The following is a 26,192-nucleotide window of genomic DNA, read 5'->3' as shown; positions in this document are numbered from 1 at the left end:
CTGATCCGGCCTGTTGACCGCCTCGGCACCTGGTACCAGAACCGTAAACTGACAGCCGCCGTGACCGGCAGAACGACCATCAGCGGACGTGACGTGACGCTGCAGGTCGGCCTGCCCAGCAACTTCCCCTACGACCTACCCGTCGTACGCCTCGACCATGCCAGGACGTTCCCCCATACGCCACACGTCGAACTGGACGGCACGGTGTGCTTCATGGTGCCCCGCGGCCTCGTGATCGACCGGCACCACCCGCTGGCGATCCTGCATGACGTGTACGCCCGGGCGGTTGCCACGCTGCACGACGGCTGGACGACCGACCCCGCCGATGAGTTCATGGACGAATTCGGAGCGTACTGGCAGCAGACGTTCCCGCGCTTCCACGTGCAGTCGTTCCTCCACGTCGACGACCGGCTTCGCGCCGTCAGTCTCACGCTGGCCCCACAGCGGATTCGCCGAAATCGCTCTCAGCAGGGGCACTCCGTCGAACAGGACTGGCATCACCGGCAGGCCCAGGCCCAGGAGGCGCGCCGCGCGCTCATCAGTGGCCCCGCACCACGACGACCCGCGCGCGCACTGGGCTGGGTGGCCGACGATGCGGCCGAGCCGGAGGCCTTCACGCACCAGACACAGGCGAGTGGTCGCCGCCACGCCCTGTACATTCCCCTCCGCCCGGACGCCCGACTCCAGCCCCCGAGGCCTGGTGAGCGCTGGTCGGCAGCAGAAATCCGCACGCTGATCCGCGAGCACCTGACTGATGAGAACCTGCGCCACCTCGACGAACTCGTGAAGCCGCGGGGTGACACCCTGCTGCTCATCATGGCGCTCCCCCGCCCGCGCGGCGGCGTTACCCTCATCGGCCTGCGCTACCTCCATCTGAAGGGCCGACATCCTCTCGCGCCACCCGGCCCGGATGATGGCCCGTGGGAGGAACCCGAACCTGTCACCGTGCAGCGCCTGGATCGTCCCCTCGTCACAGCCCGGGGTGGCGGGCGCACGACCCTCAGCGCGAAACGGGTGCTGCTCGTCGGCTGCGGCGCCGTGGGCGGTCACCTGGCGACCATGCTGGCCACAGCGGGGGTCGGCCACCTCACCCTGCTCGATCATGACCTCGTCGCGCCGGAAAACGTCTTCCGGCACGTGCTCGGCCGTGCGGCACTGGGGCGCCGGAAAGTCGAAGCGCTGGCCGCCGACCTCCGGAACCGCGTGCCGTACCTGACCGTGCGGGCCGTTCCGCTCACCCTGGACGGCGCGGTGATGAGTGGGGAGATTGACCTGGGGGCGTACGACCTGGTGATTTCGGCCACGGGGGAACCGGCTGTCGACCTCGACCTGAATGCCCGGCTGCGCCAGATCAACGCACCACGCGCAGTCTTCACATGGCTGGAACCCTTCGGGATCGGCGGGCACGCCCTGCTGTCCACAGGCGACGAGGGCTGCTTCGAGTGCCTGTACAGCCCGGACATCGCGGGCGACACGAATACCTTCCACAACCAAGCTGCCCTCTACGCCAGGACGCAACCCCGCGACTTCAACCTGGACGAGATCGGCTGCGGCAGCTTCTACACGCCGTTCTCCGACCTGGACGCCAGACGGACGGCCGAACTCGCGGTACGGCTGGCCGCTGACGCCTTGGAGGGTCGTCTGAACGACAGCATTATCCGCAGCTGGAAGGGCGACCCGGGCGCCTTCCTGAACGCGGGCTACGTCCTGGCCGAACGGTTCAGCCAGGACGCCGACCGGCTCCTGAGTGGCGGGCCGTACGCGGCCCAGTGGTGCCGAACCTGCGGGACACCGTGAGTCCACCCCTCGTGTTCCTGAAACGCAACGGCGGCCGACTGGGGATCTCCACTGAGGCGCTACGCACCATGCAGTCGTATGTGCAGCGGGAACCCGGAAGTCACGAAGCGGGCGGGGTCATGATCGGCCGGTACGTGACTGGGGGTGAGGACATCGTGGTGGATCTCGTCACGGGCCCCTTGCCCGGCGACCGACGCAGCCGCTTCCGCTTCCACCGGTCGAAGCGCAGCCATCAGGCCGTCCTGGACCGGGAGTGGCAGGAGAGCGGCCACACGCGGACGTACGTGGGAGAATGGCACACCCACCCGGAACCAGACCCGACACCCTCAACGATCGACCTGAACGATTGGCGACGGCGTGTGAAGCGCGATACGTTCCATGGGGAGGAACTACACTTCGTGATCGTCGGCCAGACCCAGCTGCGCGCCTGGGAGATGACCAGACAGACCAGTCCCGAGCTGCACCCTATGAGCCTCATGCATTGCGCACAATCCACATAGGACGGCGCACGTATTGATTGAGCTTGATCTGGAGCAACATGGCGAAAAAATCTAAAGCGGCCCCAACCATTCCACCTACAGCTCCGGCGGCAAAATCAACGAAAACCGGGAAACCGAAGTACGAGAAATCAGACAGACCCACCATTCCCGCGCAGACCCAGCGGGAACTGTGGGGACGAGCCGCAGGACGATGCGAATTCCACGGATGCAACGAGCCGCTGTTTATAGACTCGGTCTCACAAAAGAGAAGTAATCTCGCCACTATCGCACATATCGTTGCTTTCAGTCCTGCCGGGCCTCGAGGGCACGCAATCCGTTCAAAAGAATTAGAGATCGACATCAACAACTTGATGTTGACCTGCAAGAAGCACGGCGACCTGATCGACAACCTCAATTACGTGGATCAATTCACAGAGGAGATCCTACTGGACTACAAACAAACCCACGAATCCAGGGTTCGAGATGCCACCCAGGCCATCGAGAACGCCAAGACTACCCTATTGATCGTGCAGGGACGCATCCTTGGACGGGAAAGCTTCATCAACGAGGAAGCGGCCAAACAGGCGATCAAACCCCGCTGGCCAGGCAGTGACAGCAGCATCATCATCAACCTGAACGCCTACCGCATCAGTGAAGGGCGAGCAGCCTACTGGGAGGCCGCATCAGCGCAGGTCATTGATGAGACCCGTGATCTTCTCAAGAAGAAATTGAATAAGGAAGAGATCAAGCACGTGTCAATTTTTGCTCTCGCACCCGTACCGCTGCTCGTCCTATTAGGCCACGAACTGACCAGCCGACTGGATTTGGATCTCTTTCAGTACCACCGATCCGCTACTTCCAACCGCTGGTGCTGGCAGGCCGGCCAGCCCGGCAGCGACGATGGACTCGACCAGTACGCGCCAGAGAACATCGTCGATGTCGAAGACGTAGCCATTGCGGTGTCCATGTCTGGGATCGTTGAGCGCAGCGCCATCAGCAGGGCCATCGGCCGGGAACATTTGATCTACGAGATCCGGGCTCAGAAACCCGGGCCAGATTTTCTCAAATACAGAGCACAGTTGAGTGAATATGGAACAATGCTGCGCTCAATCCTGACATCCATACGAGCGAACGTGACATCGGCGAAGCGACTTCACCTTTTTCTGGCGTCCCCAGCATCAGTCGCCATTGATAGCGGCCGCAGCTTCATCGAGAAAGCAGATCCAGAGGTGCTCGTATACGAGTTCGACAACCCTAACTACAAGCATGCGCTCACCATCAATTCAGCGAGGACAGCATGAACGTACCGCGACTCTTCAGCATTGTCCGCGAGGTAGACGCTACGGGTATCAGTGGAACAGGCCACGTCTTGGACGGCGTGATCTTCCACACTGGTCAGGTCGTGGTGTGCTGGCGTTCCAATTTCGGCAGCATCACCATCTTTGAGAACTGGGACGCGTTTGAGAACGTGCATTTGAAGGCGCATCCCGAAAACAAAGCGAAGGTGATTTTCCATGACTGAAACCATGACGCAAGCCCTGACGTTCAGCACACGGAAATGGCCTACTCCATGAGGTAACCCCCGTTACGACAAGCGGTCCTGGCCTCACGTCCAGAACCGCCTTCAGTCATGGGTACGCACTCATCAATGGTGCGGACACTTTGCAAGGGCCAGAGGGGCGAAAGCATGGAACACGTCTTCTGTCACGCCATGCCTGCTCACCCCCTCCCAGCCTCCCCCCTCAAGGGGGAGGGGCAAACACGGCGTGTTCATCACTGGTCTGCCCTGAAGTGATGAACCTGTCCGCACCTCTGCTCGCGAATTCTGGCCAATCTGGGTCTGTCGCGGCGATTCGCCGAATTGGAGGAACATCCGTCCAGGTCGCTGGATCTCGGCGTCAAAGCTGCTTGAACCTGTCCGCACCATTGACTCATACGGATTCCGTTTGTTTCGCCAACAATCCGGAACTTCACCGGATTGCCAGCTCCACGTCCGGAGGGGCGTTTCTCTCCTTCTCTGCGGGGCAGCTCTCCGAGTCGCATCCGCTCGGATTGAATGGGCTTTGCAGCCCATTCAATCGGAGTTCGTATCACTCCAAGCACGTCACGAGCCCGCGCTCCAGCGCCAGCAGCGCCGCGGCCGCCGGCACCAGGAACACGTGCTGCATCCGCCCATCCTCCCCCACGACCTGCTCGCCCGTCACATGCATCGGCACGCCCGGACAGAACCACCGCGTCACTCGCGCCCCAGGCCCCCTCGGCGCGTCATTGCAGATCACCGCCAAGACCATCCCCGCATCCACCGCTGCCTGAAAGTGTGCCCGGTAGTTCGCCGCGTCCCCGCCCACCCACCGCACCGGACGAATCTTCACGCCCCGCGGCACTGGCCAGTCCAGCACCACCTCAGGCAGCTCGGGCGGCCACACCGCTTCGGGACTCACGGTTTCACCTTGGGCTTTACCTTCGGCTCATAGGCAGCCTCCACCCGGCACCCCGGCCGCCCTTGCAGCGGCAACGCGTACACGCCCACCCCGAACAACTCCGCCACCTCGACGGCCACATCCGCATCCAGATTCGCCACATCCAGCACCTCCCCCTCCGCATCCAGCAGCCCCACGCCAGCGCAACTGCTCACGATCACCGACGCGGCCTCCGGACAACACGCCACCACCCGCACCGCCAACGCCCGCACCGCCGCCTCTGTCTCACCCACGAGCGCCCGCTGCACCACCACCGTCCACCGGAACGGCTCCGACCACCCCGTCACGCGGCGAGCAGGACTGCCACGCCCCGCTGCACCTCCCCCCACACCCGCGCTGCATGCGACGCCGGCAGATCCTGCACCCGCGCCACCGCCCCCCGCAGCGCCCCATCCGCCCCACTCAATCCCTCCAACGCCAGCAGGTCCTCCAGGTGCAGGGCCATGATCCGGTCCAGGGCGCCCAGCACCCCCACATCACCCCAGATCCGCAGCAGACCGCCCAGCACCTCCCGCGCCAGGGTCCGCGTCAACCACCGTCCATCATCCGCACGGGGCACCTCGCCCAACGCCAACCGCACGACGGTCTCCACGGAGTCGGTCCGAAGGCCAGGGCCAGCATCAATCGCTCGCGTCATGCCCTTCACCCTCACGGGCCTGGGGGTGATCCGCCCGGCCCCCCAGGGGTCTCACGTTCGCCACCCCCACGCATGGCAGGGCGCAGGGCGTGACAGGACATGCCCTACGCGACGGCATCAGCACTCCGGCGAGCTGAACGAGCACCTCCGGCAGGCATCGCCTCGCCCACCACACACCCTCCATCCACAGGGTAGGGTGGGAGGCGCGGGGCCACTGGTTTGGAGAACTCGACCCGCAGCATCGACGCCGTGTCCCTGGGGAGGGACACGGCGTTTCCCCTGTCGTCACCCCTACGCACCCCACCCTGCAGAGCATGAGCGATCCCGGCGTGCCCATCCTCGGCACCGTCCTCCGCGCCTGGCGCACCCCCACCAGCGAAGGCTGCCAGCTCCGCACTCAGGACGGCTCCCTCACCCTGTACGGCCCCCTGCCCCCCGTCACCCCCGGCTGCACCCTCCGCGCCTGGACCCAGGGCTCCACCCTCACCCGCGCCGAACGCGTCATCACCCCCTACGAACTCGCCCGAACCTTCTACAGCCGAATCCGTGCACCCCGGCAGGCCGCCGCCCTCAAAGTGCTTCCCGCTCTGGGCCCCGACCCCCACCACACCATCACTCAGGATGCCGCCACCCTCGCCAGCCGCGTCCCCCCCAGCCTCGCCCGCGCCCTCACCCGCCACGCCCGCCGGGAAAGCCGCCTCTACGGCGCGCTCCAGGCCCTCGCTGATCTCGGTCTCCCCCCAGAACACACCCACGCCCTCCTCAACCAGTACGGCGCCGGCGCACCAGCCGCCTTCCGCAAGCAGCCGTACCTCGCCATCCGCCACGGCATCCCCCTGCGCGTCCTCGACCACGCCGCCCGACTCCAGGGCCTCAGCACCTTCGACCCCCGCCGCGGCCCCGCTCTCGCGTACGAACTCACCCGCCGCGCCGCCCTCGAGTACGGCCACACCTGCCTCCCCCTGCCCGTCCTCGCCGGGGAACTCCGGGACAGTCATGCACTCGACGATGACGAAGCCCAACAGGCCATTGAAGACGCCCTGAACGGTCAGCTCCTCCTGGAAGATGCTCAGGCAGTCTTCCTCCCTGAGCAGCACCGCGTGGAAGCCTGGCTCGCCGACGACATCGCCCGACTCATGGCCAGCACGCCCGCACGGGTGTCCGTCCCCGCCACGCCCGGACTGACGACGGAACAGCGCGCGGCCGTGCTCCTCGCCGCCGGCACGGCCGTCAGCGTCATCACCGGCGGGCCCGGCACCGGCAAGACCACCACCCTCCGCGCGCTCCTCGATGCTCTGGACGCCGCGAACCTCCGGAGCGTCCTGTGCGCCCCCACCGGGAAGGCCGCCAGTCGCATGCAGCAGAGCACGGGCCGCGACGCCACCACCCTCCACCGCCTACTCAGCTACGACGGTCACAAGTTCAGCAGCGGCATCCTCCCCGGCGACGTGTTCGTGGTCGACGAGGTCAGCATGGCGAGCAACGCCCTCCTCGGCGCACTCCTGCGCTCCGTCCGCGATGGCGCCCGTGTCATCCTCGTCGGCGACGAGGACCAGCTGCCCCCCATCGACCCCGGGCACCCCCTGGCCGCCCTCACCCGCACCGTTCCCACCGGGCGCCTCACGCAGACACACCGCCAGGCCGCCGGGAGTCCCATCCTCACCCTCGCCTCCCAGCTCATCAGCGGGGAGAGCCCCGCCCAAACCGGCGTGCCGTTCATAGGCGCGAAGTCCGCCGAGGACATCGTCCGACTCGTCCAGGCCCGCCAGGGCCAGGCACGCCCGATGATCCTCACAGCTGGACGCGCCGGCCCCCTGGGCGTAGACGCCCTGAACCTCGCCCTGCAGGCCGCCCTCAACCCCGGCGACACCCGCCTGCGCGCCGGGGATCCCATCCTCGTCACCCGGAACAACCACAACACCGGCCTGATGAACGGCATGACCGGCCTCGTCATAGGTGCGGGAAAGCAAGTCACCTGCATCATCGAGGACACCGAGCACACCTTCAGCCCAGGCGACCCCACCCTCACCCTCGCGTATGCCATGACCATCCACCGCAGCCAGGGCAGCGAGTGGCCGGACATCATCGTCACCCTCGCCCCGGAACACGAGCGCCTCCTCTCCCGGCAACTCGCATACACGGCCGTCACCCGCGCCAAGGAAGCCCTGACTGCGTCCGGCCTGCGCGCCGCCTGGACGCACGCCGCCCACACGGGCGCCCCCCGCCGGTACAGCCAGCTCGAAACCTTCCTCAAACGCTGAGTGGTCACGGTCACCCCTACGCACCGCCCCAGGATCCGCAAGAGCAGCAGATCGGGGGATACCCCTGTCGGGTGCCCCCACCCCCCCCCGCCCAGGCGGTCACCCCTATGCATGGGACGGTACATCCCATGACGACCGCACAGACCGTCTCCCTCTCACCGCCCACCTGGTGGGAACTGTGCTGGCCGGGCGGCGCCTTCCGCGTCCGCAGCCCAGCCCCCCACCCCGACCTCTTCGACGGCGCCTGGCAACGCCCACTCCAGAGCGGCGTTCACCCCCTCGCCCACCACCTCGGCAACGGCGGCACCGTCCTCTGGTCGGACGGCACTCTCCTCCCCGGCGTCGGCGACCTCACCCTCCCCATCCTCTCCCGCCCCTGGCTCAGCCTCCTCAGTGCCCTGCGCAGCCCCACCGACACCGCGGCCGCCCACCGTCAGCTCCGCAGCGACCTCCTCCACGTCGCCGCGTGTAGCCCCGACCCCACCTGGAGTGCGCCCCAGACGGAACACGGCCTGCACGTGCAGGTGACCACCTGCGGCCCGTGGACGCTCTACCGCCTGCATGCCGGCACCCTCCGCCACTTCATCTTCCCCGAGACCATCCCCGCCTGGGCACTCGACGAACTCGATGCCCGCACCGTGCGCCTCTGGGACGAGCAGGACCCCGAGCAGAGTCCCGTCATCCTCTGGCCACACGCCCGCCCCCTCGACGACCTCCTCACCGCCCTCCGCACCCCCCCACCGGTGAACGTGAAGACCCCACCCACGCCGCCACTCGCGTCGCCCACGCACTTGGCACCCACCTCGCTCTCCACCCGTCCAGCATCGACGCCGACGACGTCATCCGCCTCTGACATGCCGCCCAGAACACCCGGTTTCACCCTCATCGAGATCCTGCTCGTCACCGCCCTCCTCGGCCTGCTCGCAGCCGCCCTGATGCCTACCGTGACCGGCGCGCGGCAGCGCCCGTACAACACGGCCGCCCTGAAGTGCGGCCGGGCCATCGTCACCTTCGAGACGACCGCGCCCCTCACGCTCGGCCGGTACGTCAGTGACGTGGCCGACATGGGCCGCGACGTCAAGGCGGCCTGCATCACGGCCGGCGTGCAGGTCGCCCCGGACGGCGCGCGGGCCACCACCCCGGACGCACCCACGCCGCAGGCCGTCACCACCACCGCCACCGCGTACGCCTTCCAGGTGTTCCACCCGCGTGGGAACGGCTACTACCTCTTCGCCCCCCCGAGTGGCGCGGCCAGCGGTGGCCGGCTCAGCCACCTCCACCGCTGGCCCACCCAGGAGACCCCATGAACCGCACGCAAGGCTTCACCCTCATCGAGCTCCTCGTCGTCATCGCCATCATTGGCGTCCTCGCCGCCATCCTCCTCCCCACCTTCAGTGACGCGCAGAAACGACCCCACGACACGGCCGCCCTCCAGTGCGGCCGGGCCATCATCACGGGCGCCGTGGCGTACCGCGCCGGGAACGGCGGCGCACTGCCCGCCGCGCCCTTCTCCCCGGACACCCTCGGCGCGGACGTCACCGAAGCCTGCGCGGGGCAACGCGTCATGCCGTACGCCGTGCCCACCTCCACCGCCGGAACCGAGTACGCCATCACGAGCGTCGACAGCAAAGGCCTGCCCTCGTTCTTCGTGGCGAACAGCCGCGGCAGCGGCGCGTTCGTCACCACCAACGACGATCCATCCTGCGGTCCGCAGGGCTGCAAACTCCGCTTCCTCCGCTGGTCCGCCTGGGGCCTGTGATGACCCGCACTCAGGGCTTCACCCTCATCGAACTCCTCGTCGTCATCGCCATCATCGGCGTCCTCGCCGCCATCCTCCTCCCCACCTTCGCGGGTGCCCAGAAGAGACCGCATGACACTGCCACCGTTCAGTGCGGCCGGGCGATCATCACCGCGCAGACCACCCATAAGATCAGCACGGGCAGCTACGCGGCCTCCCCGGCCGCGCTGGGCGCTGACGTGACCGAGGCGTGCGCCGGCGTGGAAGTCCAGAGTTACGCCGCAGGATTCGTGCCCAGCGCCAGCCAGGCCGGGAACGGCACGATCGGCGCGGACGCCCTCAACTACAACTTCTGGGTGTACAGCCGCCGGGGCAGCGCCGCGTACTACACCAGCACCGGCGACGGCTGGAAGCTCCGCCCGTACAGCACCTACTGATGCGGCCCATCCCCTGCACCCCGGCCGAGCAGGCACGGAACGTGACCGTGCGCTCCCAGGAACTCCTGGACGACACCCTGCAGATCACGCAGGAACTCCTGCTCATGCTCACTATCACCCTCGAACCGCCACCCCCACGACATGACACGCCGCCGGGCGAGGTCCGCACCAACATCACCACCCGGCACGCCGAACTGCACGCGCGCCTGGAAACCATCACGGACGAGGCCACCACCCTCCGCCGTCTCACGCTCACCCACCCCGGAGGACCCACCATGACCCGCATGCAAGGCTTCACCCTCATCGAGCTCCTGGTCGTCATCGCCATCATCGGCGTGCTCGCCGCCATCCTGCTCCCCACCTTCTCGAGTGCCCAGAAGAAACCGTACGACGTGGCCGCCCAGCAGTGCGGCCGGGCCATCGTGGCGGCGCAGATCCCGTACCGCGCGGGCACCGGGTCCTACACCAGCGATCCGGCTCAGCTGGGACCGGACGTCGCCGAGGCCTGCCGGGACGCGGGCGTGCAGGTCGGCGTGCATAACACCGCGCCCGCCGCCGCGACCTCCGCTTACCTGATGAGCGGCGCGGACGCGAATTCCTTCGCGTTCACGGCCTTCCATCCGCGGGGGAGCGGCTTCTACCGTTACTGGAACGTCTCACCTGCTCCCATCGCTGAAGGAAACCGTCTGAACACCCTGTTCCCGTACTGACCCTGGGCGTTCGAGCTGCCGGCGGACTGGAGCACCGCGCAGTTCGAGGTGCTGGCCGCCCGCGTGAGCCGGTCAGTACCGGACAACTCAGGCGAAACGGCCACCCCGTGAGGGAAGTGACCGTTTCTGGTGCAGGGCCAAGGTCCACACCAGGAGACCTGCATCCACATCAGAGCATATCCTGATTCCTCTTACGGCCAGATGGTGACGTCCCACTGCCCACGCTCCACATCCACCCGGGATAGCCGGATGGTCAGACGACGGGACGGCTCATACCAGACTTCCACGTTCCGAGGCGCAGGCCCCGGATCAATAAGGTACGAATCGATCAGGTGACGGAACCACACAGGTTGTTTCAGTCCGCCGATCAGCACTTGAGTTTTCTGATGGTCCAGCACTTCGAGCTTGTCCAACACGCCTGGGATGATAGGCGTTCCCGATCACAACTGTTCTCTCCGCGCGCCCCAGCCACCCGGCCTGGGGCGCGGTTCATTCACCGCTGGGCACGAGGTGATCCCTATGCGACGCAGGCCACTGGCCCTTCTTCTTCTCGCCTGCGCGGCCCTGCTGGCCGTGCCGGTTGCCGCGGCCGTCCTGGCCCGCAAGCTTCCTCCCGACCCGCCCGGCTGCGCGGTCGGTGCGCGCCTGACCGGGCTACGCAGCCACCTCGGGCAGTACCAGGTGCGGATCGAGTTGCCGCCCACCTGCCCGCCGAACGAGCAGCGGCTCGCGCGGATCATCACCCGGAATGGTGGGCGCCTTCCGCCGATCGGGTACTTCCGCCTGGGCGCCGGGTACCCGCGCCGCATCGACTGGTGGGTGTTCCCCGGCGCGCAGGTCCAGGACCGTCCCGCTCCGAACGTCTGGGTGGACGCGCCCCTCCGGGGGGTGCCGACGTGGTGGTGATGCTCCGCCCGTACCGCACGCAGGTACTCCTCGGGCACGCCCTGCTCGCCCTGGCGGCGTACCTGGCCGTGCCGGTCGAGAAGGCCAGCCTGTGGCCGCTGGAGATCTGGGGCGGGCTGCACATCCCGGTGTGGGTGTGGCCCGCCCTACTGGGCGTGACGGGCATTCCGCTCGCCCGGACCCGGCGGGCGCGCGTGGGCATGCTGCTGTGCCAGTTGAGCGTGATCTGGCTGGTCACAGTCGCGCTGGCCGCGTACCTTGCCGCCGGGTGGAATCCGGTGACGGTGCTGTGCGGGGTGCTGGCCCTGCACGCGCAGTGGACGAGCGTGGACCTCAAGGCCGTCGCGGCGGCCAGCGGGAACGGGTGAACACGTGGATCTGGAACTGATCGGCAAACTCCTCGGGTGGGCCACGGCGGCCACCGTCGCCCTGACCGGGCTGTGGACGTACTTCGGGAAGAGCAAAGACAGCGCCTGGACGCGCCTCGTGTCGGAGAACGACCGGGTGCGCCGGGACCTGCAGGAGATGAAAGCGGACCTCCGGAGCACCAATGAGCGCCTGGAGAAGGTGGAAAGCGAGCTGGAGGAACTGCGCGCGGACCGGCGGACGCTGCTGGACTTCCTGCGGGACGTGGTGAGTGGGCAGTTCCCCCTGGACTGGATTCAGACCCGCGCGCAGGAACTGCTGACGCGCATGGGCAGAGGAGCACCATGACCGACTGGAAAGCACTGATCGCCGCTCGACCGGGTGGCGCGACGACGGCCGCGCTGATCGCGACGTACGGCAACCCGGAGGGCCCCGGCGCGGGTCCGAGTCCGCAGGGCGGCGCGTGGTTCACGCCCAGTCCGGCGTGGGCGCGGGAGAACCTCACGACCATCCCCATCGAGAAACTCCCGCACTGGCCGCTGCTGGGCGGGAAGGCCGTGAGTGGGGTGACGGTTCACCGGCTGGTGGCCGTGCCCCTGATCGCCACGTGGGCGGAAGTGAACCGGCGCGGGCTGGCCGGGCGGCTGCGGACCTTCAACGGGTCGTTTGCGCCCCGGCACATGGGGCACAGCCGCGCCCGGCCGTTGAGCGTGCATGCGTTCGGCGCGGCCCTGGATTTCGACGCGGCGTGGAACGCGTACGGGGTGCCGCTCGCGCAGCAGCAGATCGACCGGGACGTGATCCGGGTGTTCGAATCCTGCGGGTGGGAGTGGGGAGGCCGTTGGAGCGACCCGTACGAGGACGGCATGCACCTGCAGTGGACCGACCCCCTGCCCGGCGTGCCGCAGCCCGCGTGGCGGGACGCCATGGCGCGCGGGGAGGGCAGCGCCCCGAAGCCCAAACCGACACCCGCTCCGGCGCCGGTGACGGTGGTGAAGCCCGCCCCGCCCGCACCGGTCGTGCTCGTCCCAGATGGCCAGGGTGGCTGGCGCGACGTGGCCGGGCAGCGGACCACCCTGCCGGGCGGCACGGTCGTCAACGCGACCGACCCCGCCCGGATCTGGATTGCCGAGCGCTGAACATCAACGACCAGGGCGGCCACCTCCAGCGCGGGGGTGGCCGCCCGCTTTCGACCCCTGGGAGGGTGACATGAAACGAGGACTGAAGTGGATGGCTGGAACCGTGCGGCTCGTCGACGCGCAGGCGCGCTGGCTGCTGGCGCTGTTCTTGCTGGCGTGCGGGTACGCGTTCGCGCAGCCGGTCGTGCCGGACCTGGGCGCGGACCCGCTGGGGTGGCTGCGGATGATGGCGGGGAACCCGGTGGCGCTGGGCCTGGTGGTGTTCGGGCTGGTGGAGACGTGGAAGCGGAACGCGGCGAGGCGGGAGCCGCCGCTGAACTGGCAGCCGTGGCGCTGGTGGACGCTGGCGTTCCTGATCGGCATGGGAAGCAGCGTGGCGCTGAGCTTCGGGGCAGGCCTGCTGCCGGGCGGGGCGCCGCTCACCCTGGCGGACCTGCCGACCGCGTTGCTGAACGGGGTGCTGGCGGGCGTGGTGGCGATCGCCGGGCGGGACGGGACGCGCACGGTCCTGGGTTGGATCTGGCCGGCTGGCGGGGCGGGCAGTGCGGCCGTTCAGGCAGGCGGCACGGGGCCTGCGACCCTGCCAGTGGGGCAGGGTGAGGGTGAGCCCGACGCGCCGCCCGCCTCGGCCTTCCAGGCGGCGGAAACGACCCGCCTCCCATTGGGCCTGCTGGGACATTCGCAGCAGCCGGTGACGCCGGAGCGCACACTGATGCCAGCCGTGCTGGCCAGTCTGCGCCAGGTCCTGGCGGAGTCGCTGCCCGAGTGGTTGACGGCCGCGCAGGCGTCGGAACTCGCGGTCGAACTGACGCCAGTGATCGCGGATCTCGCGGACGGCCGCGCGTACCTGAGCGCGGAGGACCGGGAGCAGGTGCTGAACGTTCTGCAGGGCGCGTTGGTGGAAGTGGCGTGATGCTCGTGCTCCTGGCGTGAGGCAAGGGGGCCTTCTTTGCTTCCCGCCGACTGGAACGCGGGGCCCTGAACCACCGGGCGCGACCGGAAAATTTGTAACCATGGATCCCTTGTGCCTGTTCCGTAAGGAAAGCTGTCAAGTCCTGTCACGACTCGCTCAAAGCCCTTTTGACGGCGATGCAGTCTAATGGCCTGTAGCTATGACGCAGAGTCCCGCCCCCCGCATTGACCTCCCCACCTTCGCGGTGCAGGCGGCGCTTGACGCGCTCACGGACACCATCGCCATCGTCGACGGCGACGGCGTCATCGTGGCCGTCAACGCCGCCTGGACGAACTTCATGCTCGACAACGGGGGCGTGCCTGATACCTGCAGCGTCGGAGCCAATTACCTCAGTGCCTGCGACAATGCCCAGGGCGTCTGCTCCGACGAGGGTCCCCCGGTCGCGCAGGGCCTGCGCGACGTCCTCAGCGGACAGCGGGCGTCATTCACGCTCGAGTACCCCTGCCACAGCCCGACCGAGCAGCGCTGGTACCGGGTGCAGATCCGACCGTTCGCCAGCGGCGCGCACCGCTACGCCACGGTCCTGCACGAGAACGTCACCCGGGACCGTCTCGCGGAGATCCGCTCCGAGGACCTGGACGCGGAAGTTGCGCAGGGCGTCCGGCAGCAGACCGCTGGCCTGAGGCACGAGAACAGTGAACTCGACGCATTCATCGGCGCGGTTTCCCACGACCTGCGCGCACCAGTGCGGCACCTCAGTGGATTCTTGACCGTGCTGCGGCGCACTGCCGCGACACGACTGAACGACAGTGACCGCCGCTTACTGGACGTGCTGGACGCGTCTACCACCCGACTGGATCACATGATCAACGAACTGCTCGGGCTTTCCCGCGCGTCCCAGACCGCCCTGCGGATCGGGCCGGTCAACCTCGCGCAGGTGGTGCTCCGGGCCTGGGCGAACATGACTCCGGAAACGCAGGGCCGGGAGATTGAGTGGGTAGCCGGAGACCTGCCAGTGGTAGAGGGCGACCCGGACCTCTTACGACTGGCGTTCGAGAATCTGCTGAGTAATGCCATCAAGTACACGACTGGACGGGAAACGGCGCGTGTCGAGGTAGGGGCCAGGGAGGAAGATGACAGCTGGGTGGTGTTCGTCCAGGATGACGGGGTCGGTTTCGACCCGCGGTACACGCACCGGTTGTTCGGGCCGTTCCAGCGGCTCCATCATGAGAAGGACTTTCAGGGGGTGGGGCTCGGGCTCGTGAACGTCAAGCGAATCATTGAGCGTCACGGGGGAGAGGTGTGGGCGGAGAGTCATCCGGGGGACGGCGCGACGTTCTTTTTACGCTTCCCCAAACCGGGGAAATCGTAAGGCTACAGGCGTCAGAACTGCCCACTGACTGGAGCCCACTCAAGGCTAGGCGTGTTCCGTTTCTTCGCCCTTCAACACCCGGAGGGTATCCAGTACGGAAGGGGCGTCCTGACCTGGGGTGACGTTCTTCCAGTGGTGTCGGATCACGCCGGTTGGATCGATCAGGAAGGTTTCCCGGCGCGGCCGCTGGACCGTTTCGCCCGACCACACGTCGTCTAGCAGATCGAACTCACGGCTGAGGGCCTGGGTGCGGTCGTTCAGGATCGGGTAGTCGAGGCGGCACAGGTCGCGAAACCGCACCTGGTCGCGTCTCGGGTCTCCGTTCACGCCGATGACTGAGGCGCCCAGTCCAGAGAAGGCCGGCAGGTGCGCCTGGTACTGGCGGGCCTGCAGTTGGCAGTGGGTGGTGGCAGTTTTGGGAAAGAAGAACAGGACGGTCCACTGTCCGGGCGTGAAGTGGAAGGTCTGGTTGTCGTCCTGCCGGGCGGTGAAGGGGGGAACGTGATCGCCAGTGGAGAGGGCCATCTGTCCAGCAAGAGTTTCCACGCGAGAGAGAACAGCGACCAGCACGAAGGCCCAGGAGGCAGGGGCTTGAAATTCCCCGGTCTCATGGGCCTTGATGCGAAGTGACTATGCCTCGCATCCCCAGCCTACCGCACAGCATCATCACCGCCCAGCTGAACCGGGTCACCAGCCTCAGTGGCCTCGTTCCCTACAGCACCCTGCGGAAAAGTGCCATCTCCAAAGAGATGGCGCGGGACTCCTTCGCATCGACAGAAGACCTCCAGCGTCGAGCCAGGAACGCGCCTTCCGGCGCGTTCCTGGCCATCGATTTCGTCATGGTGCCGCACGCCGGACGGACGATGGAAGGCGTCAATTACCACTACAGCGGTCAGGCCCAGACCCGTCTGGGCCATCAGTTCACCTCCGCGGCCCTGGTCAGGTTCGGTGAAGATCCAGTTCCGTTGCTGGAGCGCTTCAAGGTTTCCCAGCCCCTTGAGACGACCTGTCACCCGTACCGCACCGCCACGCAGGAAATGATCCACGTCGTCCAGGATTGCCTCGCGGCGGGCGTCCCCATGGCGGGTCTGCTGCTGGATGGAGAGTTCGGGCGGGACGCCGCCGTGACCTTCAGTCGCGAGCATCAGATTCCGGTCTTGATTCGTGCCAAAGCCAATATGACCGTGCAGTTCGAGGGTGAGGGACTCACCCTCGGTGCGCTGAGCCGGCAGTTCCCTCCGGAACGCTGTCACCTGTACGCGGAGTTCGGGTGGCGTGTCCGTCGATTGTCGGTTGCCCGTGAGGTCGGTGGGTTCGATGTCCTGATCGTGTGGCGCAAGGTGCAAGGGGAGTGGACACGGTTTTTCCTGTTCAGCACGTTTGGTGGTGACGTCACGGTTCGCTCACTGCTGCGGGCCTGGAAGGCCCGCTGGGGAATCGAGGTGATCCACCGGTTCTTCAAGCAGAACCTGGGGCTGGGACGCTGTCATTGCCGGACGATGCAGGCGCAGGAGAACTGGGTGTGGTGCGTGGTGGAAGCCTTTCACGCGGTGCTAGGGGTGCGTCGGGAAGGACCGGGCATGACGTGGCGAGCCGCACAACGGCAGGCAGCTCAGAATGCGGAAAAGTACGTCCTGACCGGGCTTGAGCAGGACGGACCCCTGCTTGACGCCGCGTGACACGACATCAGCAGCGAAGTGGAAACTCTTGGTCCAGTGTAGGAGGGCGTCTGTGAACGCCCTGAGGAGGGCGCGAATATGGGCGGGTGGTAGCTGGGGGCCTGATTTTGTTACGGGAGTTCGATGGGTGGATCTGCCGGGACGTGGTAGGAGAGCGGGAATTTCTCGGCGTGCCACGTTTCTGGGTCGCGGGACCAGGTGAGCGGCTGGCCAGCGTGCTCGCCGGCAGCGGTTCGAGCGGCGGCGGCGGTGTCGTAGGGGCCGAGGTGGCGGACGACCTCTGCGGTTTCGACGTGCGCGACGGTCACGTACACGCCGGGCTGCGTAGGTTCGTTCATACGGCTTCCCTTGCTGCGGGCCACAGCAGGCGCGGGACGTAGATCAGCACCCCGATGCCCCAGACCACCCCGAACACCAGAAGAAGCCATTCCGGAGCGCTGGTTCCCGATTGCGTGACTATCTGCCACAGCAGGTACGTGTAGGCAGCCACACTCGACAGGCAGATCAGTAGCGGGTGCAGCAGCGTGGGAGTTCGCATCTTGGAAGTCACCATCAGGCGCAGCTTAATGGACACTTTCTCCTGTGGTCAGGCACGAACGGCACTCAGGTGCTCCCGCAGCATTTCCCGCAGGGAATCCGGAGTGTATGTCCCCTCGGCTCGCAGACGGACCAGCGGCAACCCTGCACTCCGGAACGCCACATCCTTCACCGCGTCGCGGTACTGCTGCTGCGCGTTGTCGTGACTCGCGCCATCCAGCTCAATCGCGAAACGCGGCTGGTGATCCGGCAGGGACACGATCAGGAAGTCCACATGCTTGTCACGCAGGCGGGCGTACGTTCCCTTCTGCTGCCCAGGGTGACGCGTGGTGATGAAGAACAGGTCGTTCAGCCGCACGTTCGGGAACACCCGGTACCCAGGCGGGAGGCAGGCCTCAAGCGCTGCAAGGAACGCCACTTCGCTTCTCGCCAGGAAGTACTGCTTGACGCGGACGGGCAGGTGATCAGGCACTCCATCCGGCATAGGCGTGGCTTCGGTCGGTTTGGGGGTGGGCTGAGTGGCGGGGCGGCTCGTGCTGGCGGGCGTGCCAGACCGGCTTGGTACATCCGGACGGAATGTGACGCGCGAACTGCTCTGACTGGGTGGCGGGGTGGTCAAGACGTGACGAAGCATCTTCAGGACCCGCGGGGTCAGTTTGACACCCACACCAATGCACACGCCCATGAAGACGAGGGCGATCACCATGCTCAGGAATTCCACGCGCGCAGGATGTCACAGACTCCCGCCTGGCGCGGGCGCGTTTGCGTGGCCATCCAGGGTGACGAATCTCGTCGCCAATCGGACTCCGTCGCAGTATCCACGGGCATGTTCGCTCCCTTCCGGCGGCTGATCGTGCAACACTCAGCGTCACGATGGATCTCGACACCTTCATTGCCCGCTGGGCCGCGTCCGGCGGGGCTGAGCGCGCCAACTACGGCCAGTTCCTCAGCGAACTGTGCCGCGTGCTCGGCGTGCCCGAACCAGAGCCGACCCGCCCCGACGACGCCGACAACGCCTACGTCCTGGAACGCACCGTGTACGAGGTCCATGACGACAGTGCGCCCACGCCGCGCCGCATCGACCTGTACCGCCGAGGGAGCTTCGTGCTGGAGGCCAAGCAGGGCGTCGAGAAGGAAGCGGCGGAGGAAGAAGAAGTGCGCGTCCGGGCCAGCAAGGGCAAGAAGACCAAGAAGGGTCACGGGACGCGCGGCACGGCCGGCTGGGACACCTTCATGCGCCGCGCCCGCACGCAGGCCGAAGGGTACGTGCGCCTCCTGCCGAAAGAGGAGGGGCGACCCCCGTTCGTGCTGGTCGTCGATGTCGGCCACGTCATCGAGATCTACGCGGAGTTCACCCGCAGTGGCGGCGCGTACCTGCCCTTCCCGGCCGCCGGGCCACACCGCATCACCCTCGAGGACCTGCGGCGCCCCGAGATCCGCGAGAGGTTGCGGGCCATCTGGATGGACCCGCTCAGCCTGGACCCGAGCCTGCACGCGGCGCAGGTCACGCGGCAGGTGGCCGTCACGCTCGCGCAGATCAGCCGCAGCATGGAAGGCCAGCACGACCAGGACGGGAAGGCCCTGACGCCCGAGCGGGTCAGTGCGTTCCTGATGCGGATGATCTTCACGATGTTCGCCGAGGACGTCGGCCTGATCGGCGGGTTCAAGTTCCGCGGGGCGCTGCAGGACATGCGCCGCGATCCGGACGCTTTCGTGCCGACCGTGGACGAACTGTGGCGGAACATGGCGACCGGCGGGTACAGCGTCGCGCTGCGCGAGAAGATCAAGCACTTCAACGGCGGCCTGTTCGAGAACGTCGAGGTGCTGCCCGTCACGCCGGCGCAGCTGGAGTTGTTCATCGCGGCGGCCGAGCACGACTGGAGTCAGGTGGAACCCAGCATCTTCGGCACGCTGGTCGAGCGGGCGCTGGACCCCACCGAGCGGCACAAGCTGGGCGCGCACTACACGCCCCGCCCGTACGTGGAGCGGCTGGTGAACCACGTCGTCCTGGCGCCCCTGCGGGAGGACTGGGCGGGTGTGCAGATCGAGGTGCAGGCGGCCATCGAGAAGGGCAAGGACCCGGAGAAGGCCCGCGTGAAGGCGCGCGGACTGGTCGAGGCGTTCCTGTCGAAACTGCAGCAGCAGCGCGTCCTGGACCCGGCGTGCGGGACGGGCAACTTCCTGTACGTCAGCATGGAGCTCGTCAAGCGCCTGGAGGCGGAAGTCATCGAGACGCTCGTGGATCTGGGTGGGACGCCGCCGCTGACGGACGTGAGCCCCGAGCAGTTCCTGGGCCTGGAACTGAACCCGCGCGCGGCGCGCGTGGCGGAGCTGGTCCTGTGGATCGGGTACCTGCAGTTGTACGCCCGCTCGCACGGCGGGGCGGGACCGGCCGAGCCGATCCTGAAGGCGTACCGCAACATCCGGCAGACGGACGCCGTGCTGACGTACAGCAGCCGGAAGCCGCACGTCGATAAGGCCGGGGTGCCCGTGACCCGCTGGGACGGCGTGACGCTGATCAAGGACCCGGTGACGGGGCGGGAGGTGCCGGACCCGGCGGCGCGGGTGCAGGACACCGTGTACGTGAAGCCCGGCAAGCCGCTGTGGCCGGCGGCGGACTTCATCGTGGGCAACCCGCCGTTCATCGGGGCGGGGCCGATGCGCGAGGCGCTGGGCGACGGGTACGTCCAGGCCCTGCGCGCCACGTACAAGCCGAAGAAGGACGTGGTGGGCGTGCCGGACAGCGCGGACTTCGTGATGTTCTGGTGGCACAAGGCGGCGGTGCAGATGGCGAGCCTGCGGCGACTGCGGCGGTTCGGGTTCGTGACGACGAACTCCATCAAGCAGACGTTCAACCGCCGCGTGATCGAGGATCACCTGACGGCGAGCGTGAAGGACGCCCATCCGCTGAGTCTGGTGTACGCGGTGCCGGATCACCCGTGGGTGGACGAGGCGGACGGCGCGGCGGTGCGGATCGCGATGACGGTCGTGGCGCGCGGGAAGCGCGACGGCCTGCTGGAACGCGTGGTGGATGAGCAGGCTGGGGAGAACGGCGAGTACGACGTGAAGACGACGGCGATGGTGGGGCGCATCAACGCCGACCTGACCGTTGGGGCGGACGTGACCCAGGCTGGGCCGCTGAAGGCGATGGACGGCATCAGCAACCCTGGCGTGAAGTTGCACGGCTCCGGGTTCATCGTGCCAGTGCGCGCTTTGCCAGATCCGAAGACCGGGCAGAAGGAGACGGACGCGCTCGATCTGGGGTTGGGGCGCGTGCCGGGCATCGAAGCGCACCTGCGGGAGTACCGCAACGGGCGCGACCTGACGTCCAGGCCGCGGGACGTGCGGGTGATCGACCTGTTCGGCCTGACGGAAGACGAGGCCCGGACGCGCTTCCCGGAGATGTACCAGCACGTCCGCCTGACCGTGAAGCCGGAGCGGGACGCGAACAACCGGGCCACGTACCGGGACAACTGGTGGATCTTCGGTGAGCCGCGCAGTGCCTTCCGCCCTGCCCTGGCAGGCCTGCCGCGCTTCATCGCGACGGTGGAGACGAGCAAACACCGCTTCTTCCAGTTCCTGCCCGACAGCATCCTGCCGGACAACATGCTGGTCAACATCGCCCACGATGATGCCTACGTGCTGGGCGTGCTGAGCAGTCGCGTTCATGTCGTCTGGGCGCTGGCACAGGGCAGTCGCCTGGGTGTCGGCAACGATCCCCGCTACAACAAGTCCCGCTGCTTCGAGACGTTCCCCTTCCCGGTCCCCACGCCCGCGCAGCAGCAGGCGATCCGCGAGAAGGCTGAAGCGCTCGACGCCCTGCGCAAGGCCCGCCTCGCCGCGCACGCCCACCTGACCATGACGGACCTGTACAACGTCCTGGAGAAGCTCCGGGGCGGCGCCGAACTCACGGACCGGGAACGCCGCACCCTGCAGGACGGCACCGTGACCGTGCTGCGCGAGTACCACGACGAGCTGGACGCCCTGGTGCAGGCAGCGTACGGCTGGGAGGGGGCGTTGGGTGATCAGGAGATCCTGTCGCGCCTGACGGACCTGAACGCGTTGCGGGGGCAGGAGGAACGCGCCGGGACGATCCGGTACCTGCGCCCCGACTACCAGGACCCCAGAGGCACGGCCGTGGGCGACCTGGGCATGAACGTGCAGGCCCCGGCGGCGGCGGCGCTGGCGAAGCCCGCGTACCCGGACCGACTGGCGGAGCAGTCGGCGGCGGTGCGTCAGGTGCTGGTGCTGGCGGAGCGGGCGCTGTCGGCGGAGCAGGTGGCGGCGGCGTTCAGCGGCGTGCGCGCCGGGACGGTGGACGAACTGCTGGAGCTGCTGGTGATGATGGGTCAGGTGCGGCAGGTCGGCACGGAGACGGTGGCGTATGCGGCGTGAGGTGGGACTGCTGCTGGGCATGAGCCTACTGGGATCCGCGCAGGGTCAGGGGACGCCGACCAGCTCGACAGCGGACGCGATGGTGAAGTCGCTGGGTGCGGCCTTCGCGGCGTGCGGGACGACGCCGGTGCTGAGCCGACCGTTGAGTCTCGCGGCGGCTGACGTGATGAACGGGTACGAGTTGCAGGCGGCGTTGCAGCGGCAGCAGTTCCGCGCGCACGGCCTGTACCTGGCGGGCATGACGTACAACGGCGACGTGGGCTGGGTGAAGGCGCAGATCACGCGGCAGTGCGGGAAGTTCGTGGGGTTCCGGTCCTTCGGACTGTCACTGGACGGGACGCGAATGAAGTTGATCCTGGCGACAGAGGCGCGGGTGGACCTGAGCCAGTCGCAGCGGTGGATGACGGAGTTCCTGGAGGCGACGAACCGGGCGCGCTTCCAGGGGCAGAAGTGCGGCGGGAAGCTGATGAACGCCGTGCCGCCCCTGAAGTGGGACGCGCGCCTGGCGGGAGCAGCGGCGCGGCACGCGGGCGACATGGTGCGCCTGAACTTCCGTGGGCACGTGAACCCGGTGGATGGGAGCCGGGCGCAGCAGCGGGCCGCGGCGCTGGGGTTCGTCGGAGTAGCAGGAGAGAACGTCGCGTACGGACCCATCACCGCACAGGAGGCCGTGAAGAACCTGTTGACCAGCCCAGGGCACTGCGAGAACCTGATGGACCCTCACTGGACCCTGTTCGGCGGCGCGGTGAACAACGGCGTGGCCGGGTCGATCTTCCCGACGTACTGGGTGCAGGTGTTCGGCGTCGAAACCCGCTGACGCGGCTGCGTACCCAGCGTGAGGTTCTGCGCTCAGCCTGAACTGAAGTCCGCACCTGCTGGAGGGCGGGCGTCACATCTGCTCGAAAGTCGCCGCTGAGAGTGATACGAACGGGGAACCCCGCCTGAGCTCCCACCCCTGCGCGCCCGCGCCGGGTCAACCTTTCCGCTCGGGCGCAGGAGACGTGCATGGGATGGTTCCTCGCGGTCGTGTTCTTCAGTCTTTACGTCTACACCGTCACCAGCGGAACCCGCCGCTTCAAGCAACTGGAAGCCCAGAAGGTGCTGGGAGACCAGCAGCACCGGGCGTTGCAGTCGACCCACGCGGCAGATGCGGACACCGCAGGGCGCCGCATCGCTGAACTGGAAGGCGACCTCGACAACATCCGGCGTGACTTCGAAGGCATCCAGGAAGCCTTCAGGCCATACCACGGCCTGCTGGACATCAACGCCCAGTACGCCAAGGTGGAGAGGGCGCTGAACGACAAGCAGAACGCCGCCCGCGACCTGGACCTGCGCATCGCGCGGCTTCAGAAGGAAGTCGATCCACTCGACCTCGAAAGCATCGCGCGGGACTTCGGGCTGTACGAACCCAAGTACGACTTCGGGACGTCCGCGCTCTACAAGCACGAGCTGGAGCGGGTACGCAAAGCGCAGAAGGAACTGATCCGGCAGGGTGGCGCCGTGAAGTCGCCGACCACCTGGACGATCAACGGGAACGAGGCGCTGGGCCGCAAGATGCTCAAGGAGATCGCGCAGCTGCAGGCTCGGGCCTTCAACGGCGAGTCGGAGGCGCTGATCCAGAAAGTGCGGTTCGACAACGTGCTCAAGATCGAGAGCCGGCTCGTTGAGCTCTGGAAGAAGATCAACGTGCTGGACGGCGAAACAGGCAGTCACCTGACGCTGCCGTTCCTTGAGTTGAAGTTGCAGGAGCTGCGCCTGGTGCATGAGTACCACGAGAAGAGGCAGATCGAAGCGGAGGAGCAGCGTGCGATCCGCGAGCAGATGCGCGAGGAGGAACGCGCCCAGAAGGAACTGGACCGCGCCCTGGCGGATGCGGAACGGGAGGAGCAGCGCTACGAGGTGGCTCTCGAACGCGCGCGGCGTGACGTCGAGTCCGCCGTGGGCGCGCAGCAGGAGCGGTTGCAGGGCGAGATCGCGCGGCTCTCCGAGGCACTGGCGGCAGCGCACGCGCGGAGTGAGCGGGCGATCTCCATGGCGCAGCAGACCCGTGTGGGGCACGTGTACGTGATCTCCAACATCGGCAGCTTCGGGGAGAACGTGTACAAGATCGGGATGACCCGGCGGCTGGAGCCGCTGGAACGCGTTCGCGAGCTGGGGAACGCGTCCGTGCCGTTCAACTTCGACGTGCATGCCGTCATCTACAGCGAGGACGCGCCGAAGCTGGAGGCGGATCTGCACCGGGAGTTCGCGGCCCGCCGGGTGAACCAGGTGAACCCGCGCAAGGAGTTCTTCCACATCACGCTCGAGGAGATCGCCGGGTTCGTGCAGCGACATCACGGGCAGATCGAGTTCACGATGGCGGCGGAGGCTGCGGACTACCGCAAGACGCGCGCCATGACCGCGTGAGGGTGAAGCCAGTATGAGGTAGAAGTGTATCGGCACAGACGCGCTTATTGGCGACCCATGCACTTTTGCGGGAATTGCCTGCACTGCGCATTCCACATGCACAGCTGAGATTGGGTACTGCTACGCAAAGTGTCTTGCGGCGCGTGTTGCACAGACCCCAGGATGCGGACATGCCGAAACCGTCCCGAACTGTAAAGCCCGCCGCCACTGCTTCCAAGATCGCCAAAACCGAACTGGTCGACCGGGTCGCCGCCCAGACTGGTCTGACCAAGAAACAGGCCGGTGACGCATTCGACGCCCTGGTCGATGGCATCGTCAGCGGCCTGAAGAACGGTCAGAGTGTGGGTCTGCCCGGCCTGGGAACTCTGAGCGTCCGCGCGACCGCCGCCCGGACCGGCGTGAAGCCCGGCACCAGCGAGAAGATCCAGATCCCGGCCGGCAAGAAGATCGGCTTCAAGGTCGCCAGCGCCCTGAAAGACACGCTGTAACCCGGCAGGAGCAGCGCCGGGCTTCACGTTCGAGGCCCGGCGCTGCTATCTATTCTTCGCCTGCTTGAGCGGGTGGAGACGGCCACGCACCCAGCAGAACGCTGACGGTAATCAATCCCAGGCCAGCCCACTGCGGGCCGCCCAGATGACGTCCGGCCAGCAGGTCCAGTGCGATGGCCGTTGCCGGGCTCAGTCGGGTCAGCAGCGAGATCTGCACGGGGGATGTGTCGCGGATGCCCCTGAACCAGAGCGCATAGGCCAGCGCCGTACCCACCACGATCAGATAGGCCAGCCACGGGAGTTGAGCAGGGGTGAGGGCAGGCAGGGGGCCGTCCAGCCACCAGGCGACGGGCAGAAGCAGCAGGCCGCCCCAGCACAACTGCCATGCAGTAAGGGCCACCAGGGACGCCCCGGGCGGAGTGTTCCACGTACCGGCCAGCAGATACCCGCCGGACGCGGCCATCACGCTGACCAGCCCGGTCAGCAGACCTGTTGCGTCGGCCTGCACGCCAGGGGACAGCACCAGCAGGGCCACCCCTGCCAGCCCCAGGACGCCGGCCTGTAGCGCCGTTCGTTGTGGCTTCTGGCCCAGGACAGCGTGGTTGAACGCCAGAATCAGCAGTGGGCCCAGGGCGCCGAGCGTGGCGGCGAGTCCGCCGCCCAGGTGGGCGGCGCTGATAAACAGGGTGCTGAAGAACAGACTGAAGTTCAGTGCGCCCAGCAGGGCACTTTTCCACCACCACTCCCCGCGCGGCCACTGCCGGACAAAGAGCAACAGGAGGAGACCTGCGCCCAGTGCCCTCAGCGCTGCGGCGCTGGTCGGCCCAACCGGGTGGAGGTTCTCCAGAACGACGTAACTGGTTCCCCAGCTGATGGGAGCTGCGGCGGCAATGAAGAGGGGCGAGGGTCGCACAGACTTATTTTACGCATAAAAATTTTATCTATAAAATAGATGATCGAATTCCTATACTGCACCCATGACCCTCCTCGACCTGCTGGACCGCATCCAGCGCGACTGGCAGAGCTGTGAACCAGCGCTGGACACTTCGCCCATGCTCACCTTCATCACGTTGACGCGCGCGCAGGCGCTGCTGGACGAACACGTCCGCGCCACCGCGCCACACGCCGATCTGACCGCCGCCACCCGCGACCTGCTGTTCACCCTGTACCGCTCCGGCAACCCGGGCGGCCTGAGCCCGGGCGAACTGGCGACGCTCCTCGCTGTCTCGCCGGCCAGTGTCACCGGCAGCCTCGACCGCCTGGAAGCGCGCGGACTGCTGCGCCGCACGCCCGATGCCCAGGATCGCCGTGCCCAGCGTATCCACCTGACGGAGGCCGGGCGTGACCTCGTGCGCGATCACCTGCCTGTTCATCTGCGCCGCGAGGAGGAACTGCTCAGTCCACTGAGTGTGGCCGAGCGCCAGCAACTCGACCAGTTGCTGCGCCGCCTCA

30 protein-coding genes (1 of these 30 cut by a window edge) are annotated in these 26,192 nt (G+C 67.2%); 21 read left to right on the top strand and 9 right to left on the bottom strand.

The genetic code is table 11. The features are described from left to right. Positions 1 to 60 precede the first annotated feature (60 nt). The 4 genes from CBQ26_RS11995 to CBQ26_RS21325 are packed head-to-tail and all read left to right on the top strand — an operon-like array spanning position 61 to position 3,798. Entirely contained in the window at positions 61 to 1,797 is a 1,737-nt protein-coding gene (locus CBQ26_RS11995) for a ThiF family adenylyltransferase (protein WP_172418055.1), read from the top strand. Then, positions 1,773 to 2,297, top strand: coding sequence for a Mov34/MPN/PAD-1 family protein (locus CBQ26_RS11990; RefSeq protein ID WP_143342083.1), 525 nt, complete (start codon positions 1,773 to 1,775; stop codon positions 2,295 to 2,297). Before CBQ26_RS11995 ends, CBQ26_RS11990 begins: the two co-directional genes overlap by 25 nt. Positions 2,298 to 2,335: 38 nt before the next feature. Next, on the top strand, positions 2,336 to 3,577 hold the full coding sequence (locus CBQ26_RS11985) for an SAVED domain-containing protein (protein ID WP_143342082.1): 1,242 nt from the start codon (positions 2,336 to 2,338) through the stop codon (positions 3,575 to 3,577). After that, positions 3,574 to 3,798: a hypothetical protein gene (locus tag CBQ26_RS21325; RefSeq protein ID WP_143342081.1), complete on the top strand. Its 225-nt coding sequence runs from the start codon at positions 3,574 to 3,576 to the stop codon at positions 3,796 to 3,798. Before CBQ26_RS11985 ends, CBQ26_RS21325 begins: the two co-directional genes overlap by 4 nt. A 568-nt stretch (positions 3,799 to 4,366) precedes the next feature. On the opposite strand, the gene CBQ26_RS11980 is transcribed toward CBQ26_RS21325, so the two are convergent. Genes CBQ26_RS11980 through CBQ26_RS11970 form a run of 3 tightly spaced genes read right to left on the bottom strand, consistent with a single transcriptional unit; the run spans position 4,367 to position 5,288 of the window. Then, positions 4,367 to 4,717, bottom strand: coding sequence for a hypothetical protein (locus CBQ26_RS11980; RefSeq protein ID WP_088248865.1), 351 nt, complete (start codon positions 4,715 to 4,717; stop codon positions 4,367 to 4,369). Further along, entirely contained in the window at positions 4,714 to 5,043 is a 330-nt protein-coding gene (locus tag CBQ26_RS11975; RefSeq protein WP_088248864.1) for a hypothetical protein, read from the bottom strand. The genes CBQ26_RS11980 and CBQ26_RS11975 overlap by 4 nt, the downstream gene beginning before the upstream one ends. Beyond that, positions 5,040 to 5,288 (bottom strand): hypothetical protein, encoded by a 249-nt coding sequence (locus tag CBQ26_RS11970; RefSeq protein ID WP_143342080.1) that lies wholly within the window; start codon positions 5,286 to 5,288, stop codon positions 5,040 to 5,042. The genes CBQ26_RS11975 and CBQ26_RS11970 overlap by 4 nt, the downstream gene beginning before the upstream one ends. 419 nt (positions 5,289 to 5,707) lie before the next feature. On the opposite strand from CBQ26_RS11970, the gene CBQ26_RS11965 reads away from it, so the two are divergent. The 5 genes from CBQ26_RS11965 to CBQ26_RS22845 all read left to right on the top strand — a co-directional run bounded on the left by CBQ26_RS11965 (position 5,708) and on the right by CBQ26_RS22845 (position 10,539). Beyond that, the gene (locus CBQ26_RS11965; RefSeq protein WP_088248862.1) at positions 5,708 to 7,654 is read left to right on the top strand and encodes an AAA family ATPase; all 1,947 of its coding nucleotides are present in this window, start codon (positions 5,708 to 5,710) and stop codon (positions 7,652 to 7,654) included. Positions 7,655 to 7,782: 128 nt separating this feature from the next. Further along, a complete protein-coding gene (locus CBQ26_RS22205) occupies positions 7,783 to 8,961 on the top strand; it encodes a prepilin-type N-terminal cleavage/methylation domain-containing protein (RefSeq protein WP_143342079.1) in 1,179 nt (392 codons plus the stop codon). Beyond that, complete coding sequence (locus CBQ26_RS22530; RefSeq protein WP_230269815.1) at positions 8,958 to 9,413, top strand: type II secretion system protein; 456 nt, start codon at positions 8,958 to 8,960, stop codon at positions 9,411 to 9,413. Before CBQ26_RS22205 ends, CBQ26_RS22530 begins: the two co-directional genes overlap by 4 nt. Then, positions 9,413 to 9,829 carry a type II secretion system protein gene (locus tag CBQ26_RS22850; protein WP_088248860.1) on the top strand — a complete coding sequence of 139 codons (417 nt, stop codon included), beginning with the start codon at positions 9,413 to 9,415 and terminating at the stop codon, positions 9,827 to 9,829. The genes CBQ26_RS22530 and CBQ26_RS22850 overlap by 1 nt, the downstream gene beginning before the upstream one ends. Before the next feature lie 41 nt (positions 9,830 to 9,870). Beyond that, complete coding sequence (locus tag CBQ26_RS22845; RefSeq protein ID WP_342351780.1) at positions 9,871 to 10,539, top strand: type IV pilin protein; 669 nt, start codon at positions 9,871 to 9,873, stop codon at positions 10,537 to 10,539. 191 nt (positions 10,540 to 10,730) lie between these two features. On the opposite strand, the gene CBQ26_RS11940 is transcribed toward CBQ26_RS22845, so the two are convergent. Next, a complete protein-coding gene (locus CBQ26_RS11940; protein ID WP_088248859.1) occupies positions 10,731 to 10,955 on the bottom strand; it encodes a hypothetical protein in 225 nt (74 codons plus the stop codon). A gap of 103 nt (positions 10,956 to 11,058) precedes the next feature. Here CBQ26_RS11940 and CBQ26_RS11935 point away from each other — a divergent pair, with 103 nt between their 5' ends. The 6 genes from CBQ26_RS11935 (at position 11,059) to CBQ26_RS11910 (ending at position 15,235) form a co-directional block, all read left to right on the top strand. Beyond that, positions 11,059 to 11,445, top strand: a complete 387-nt coding sequence (locus CBQ26_RS11935; RefSeq protein ID WP_088248858.1) for a hypothetical protein — start codon at positions 11,059 to 11,061, stop codon at positions 11,443 to 11,445. After that, complete coding sequence (locus CBQ26_RS11930) at positions 11,445 to 11,813, top strand: hypothetical protein (RefSeq protein WP_143342078.1); 369 nt, start codon at positions 11,445 to 11,447, stop codon at positions 11,811 to 11,813. Before CBQ26_RS11935 ends, CBQ26_RS11930 begins: the two co-directional genes overlap by 1 nt. A gap of 4 nt (positions 11,814 to 11,817) precedes the next feature. Next, entirely contained in the window at positions 11,818 to 12,159 is a 342-nt protein-coding gene (locus CBQ26_RS11925; protein ID WP_088248856.1) for a hypothetical protein, read from the top strand. Continuing rightward, positions 12,156 to 12,950, top strand: coding sequence for a M15 family metallopeptidase (locus tag CBQ26_RS11920; RefSeq protein ID WP_088248855.1), 795 nt, complete (start codon positions 12,156 to 12,158; stop codon positions 12,948 to 12,950). Before CBQ26_RS11925 ends, CBQ26_RS11920 begins: the two co-directional genes overlap by 4 nt. A gap of 70 nt (positions 12,951 to 13,020) precedes the next feature. After that, positions 13,021 to 13,863, top strand: coding sequence for a hypothetical protein (locus tag CBQ26_RS11915; protein ID WP_143342077.1), 843 nt, complete (start codon positions 13,021 to 13,023; stop codon positions 13,861 to 13,863). 199 nt (positions 13,864 to 14,062) lie between these two features. Then, complete coding sequence (locus tag CBQ26_RS11910; RefSeq protein WP_088248853.1) at positions 14,063 to 15,235, top strand: PAS domain-containing sensor histidine kinase; 1,173 nt, start codon at positions 14,063 to 14,065, stop codon at positions 15,233 to 15,235. A gap of 45 nt (positions 15,236 to 15,280) precedes the next feature. Here CBQ26_RS11910 and CBQ26_RS11905 read toward each other — a convergent pair whose 3' ends face one another. Then, positions 15,281 to 15,760: a peroxiredoxin gene (locus CBQ26_RS11905; RefSeq protein ID WP_088248852.1), complete on the bottom strand. Its 480-nt coding sequence runs from the start codon at positions 15,758 to 15,760 to the stop codon at positions 15,281 to 15,283. Between the two features lie 107 nt (positions 15,761 to 15,867). Here CBQ26_RS11905 and CBQ26_RS11900 point away from each other — a divergent pair, with 107 nt between their 5' ends. Then, complete coding sequence (locus tag CBQ26_RS11900; protein WP_088248851.1) at positions 15,868 to 16,914, top strand: transposase; 1,047 nt, start codon at positions 15,868 to 15,870, stop codon at positions 16,912 to 16,914. 110 nt (positions 16,915 to 17,024) lie between these two features. Here the strand turns inward: CBQ26_RS11900 and CBQ26_RS11895 are convergent, their stop codons facing one another. The 3 genes from CBQ26_RS11895 to CBQ26_RS22515 are packed head-to-tail and all read right to left on the bottom strand — an operon-like array spanning position 17,025 to position 18,172. Next, the gene (locus tag CBQ26_RS11895; RefSeq protein WP_143342076.1) at positions 17,025 to 17,252 is read right to left on the bottom strand and encodes a hypothetical protein; all 228 of its coding nucleotides are present in this window, start codon (positions 17,250 to 17,252) and stop codon (positions 17,025 to 17,027) included. After that, entirely contained in the window at positions 17,249 to 17,488 is a 240-nt protein-coding gene (locus CBQ26_RS11890) for a hypothetical protein (RefSeq protein WP_143342075.1), read from the bottom strand. Before CBQ26_RS11890 ends, CBQ26_RS11895 begins: the two co-directional genes overlap by 4 nt. Before the next feature lie 12 nt (positions 17,489 to 17,500). Then, entirely contained in the window at positions 17,501 to 18,172 is a 672-nt protein-coding gene (locus tag CBQ26_RS22515) for a DUF2726 domain-containing protein (protein WP_244898035.1), read from the bottom strand. A 152-nt stretch (positions 18,173 to 18,324) separates the two neighbouring features. On the opposite strand from CBQ26_RS22515, the gene CBQ26_RS11880 reads away from it, so the two are divergent. The 4 genes from CBQ26_RS11880 to CBQ26_RS11865 all read left to right on the top strand — a co-directional run bounded on the left by CBQ26_RS11880 (position 18,325) and on the right by CBQ26_RS11865 (position 24,740). After that, entirely contained in the window at positions 18,325 to 21,846 is a 3,522-nt protein-coding gene (locus tag CBQ26_RS11880; protein WP_088248848.1) for a class I SAM-dependent DNA methyltransferase, read from the top strand. Between the two features lie 19 nt (positions 21,847 to 21,865). Next, positions 21,866 to 22,663, top strand: coding sequence for a CAP domain-containing protein (locus tag CBQ26_RS11875; RefSeq protein ID WP_088248909.1), 798 nt, complete (start codon positions 21,866 to 21,868; stop codon positions 22,661 to 22,663). 188 nt (positions 22,664 to 22,851) lie between these two features. Then, positions 22,852 to 24,252, top strand: coding sequence for an SNIPE associated domain-containing protein (locus CBQ26_RS11870; protein ID WP_088248847.1), 1,401 nt, complete (start codon positions 22,852 to 22,854; stop codon positions 24,250 to 24,252). Positions 24,253 to 24,395: 143 nt separating this feature from the next. Next, positions 24,396 to 24,740, top strand: a complete 345-nt coding sequence (locus CBQ26_RS11865) for an HU family DNA-binding protein (protein WP_280522590.1) — start codon at positions 24,396 to 24,398, stop codon at positions 24,738 to 24,740. Positions 24,741 to 24,789: 49 nt separating this feature from the next. Here CBQ26_RS11865 and CBQ26_RS11860 read toward each other — a convergent pair whose 3' ends face one another. Beyond that, positions 24,790 to 25,653, bottom strand: a complete 864-nt coding sequence (locus tag CBQ26_RS11860) for an EamA family transporter (RefSeq protein ID WP_088248845.1) — start codon at positions 25,651 to 25,653, stop codon at positions 24,790 to 24,792. A gap of 64 nt (positions 25,654 to 25,717) precedes the next feature. On the opposite strand from CBQ26_RS11860, the gene CBQ26_RS11855 reads away from it, so the two are divergent. Further along, a protein-coding gene (locus CBQ26_RS11855) for a MarR family winged helix-turn-helix transcriptional regulator (protein WP_088248844.1) crosses the window boundary here: on the top strand, positions 25,718 to 26,192 show its 5' portion. 29 nt of this gene lie beyond the right edge of the window; 475 of the gene's 504 nt are visible here — the first part of the coding sequence; it begins with the start codon at positions 25,718 to 25,720; its stop codon lies off the right edge, out of view.

This window comes from Deinococcus indicus (assembly GCF_002198095.1).
Taxonomy (GTDB): Bacteria; Deinococcota; Deinococci; order Deinococcales; family Deinococcaceae; genus Deinococcus; species Deinococcus caeni.
Note: the sequence above shows the minus strand (reverse complement) of the source record. Positions and strands in the feature narration are given on the sequence as shown.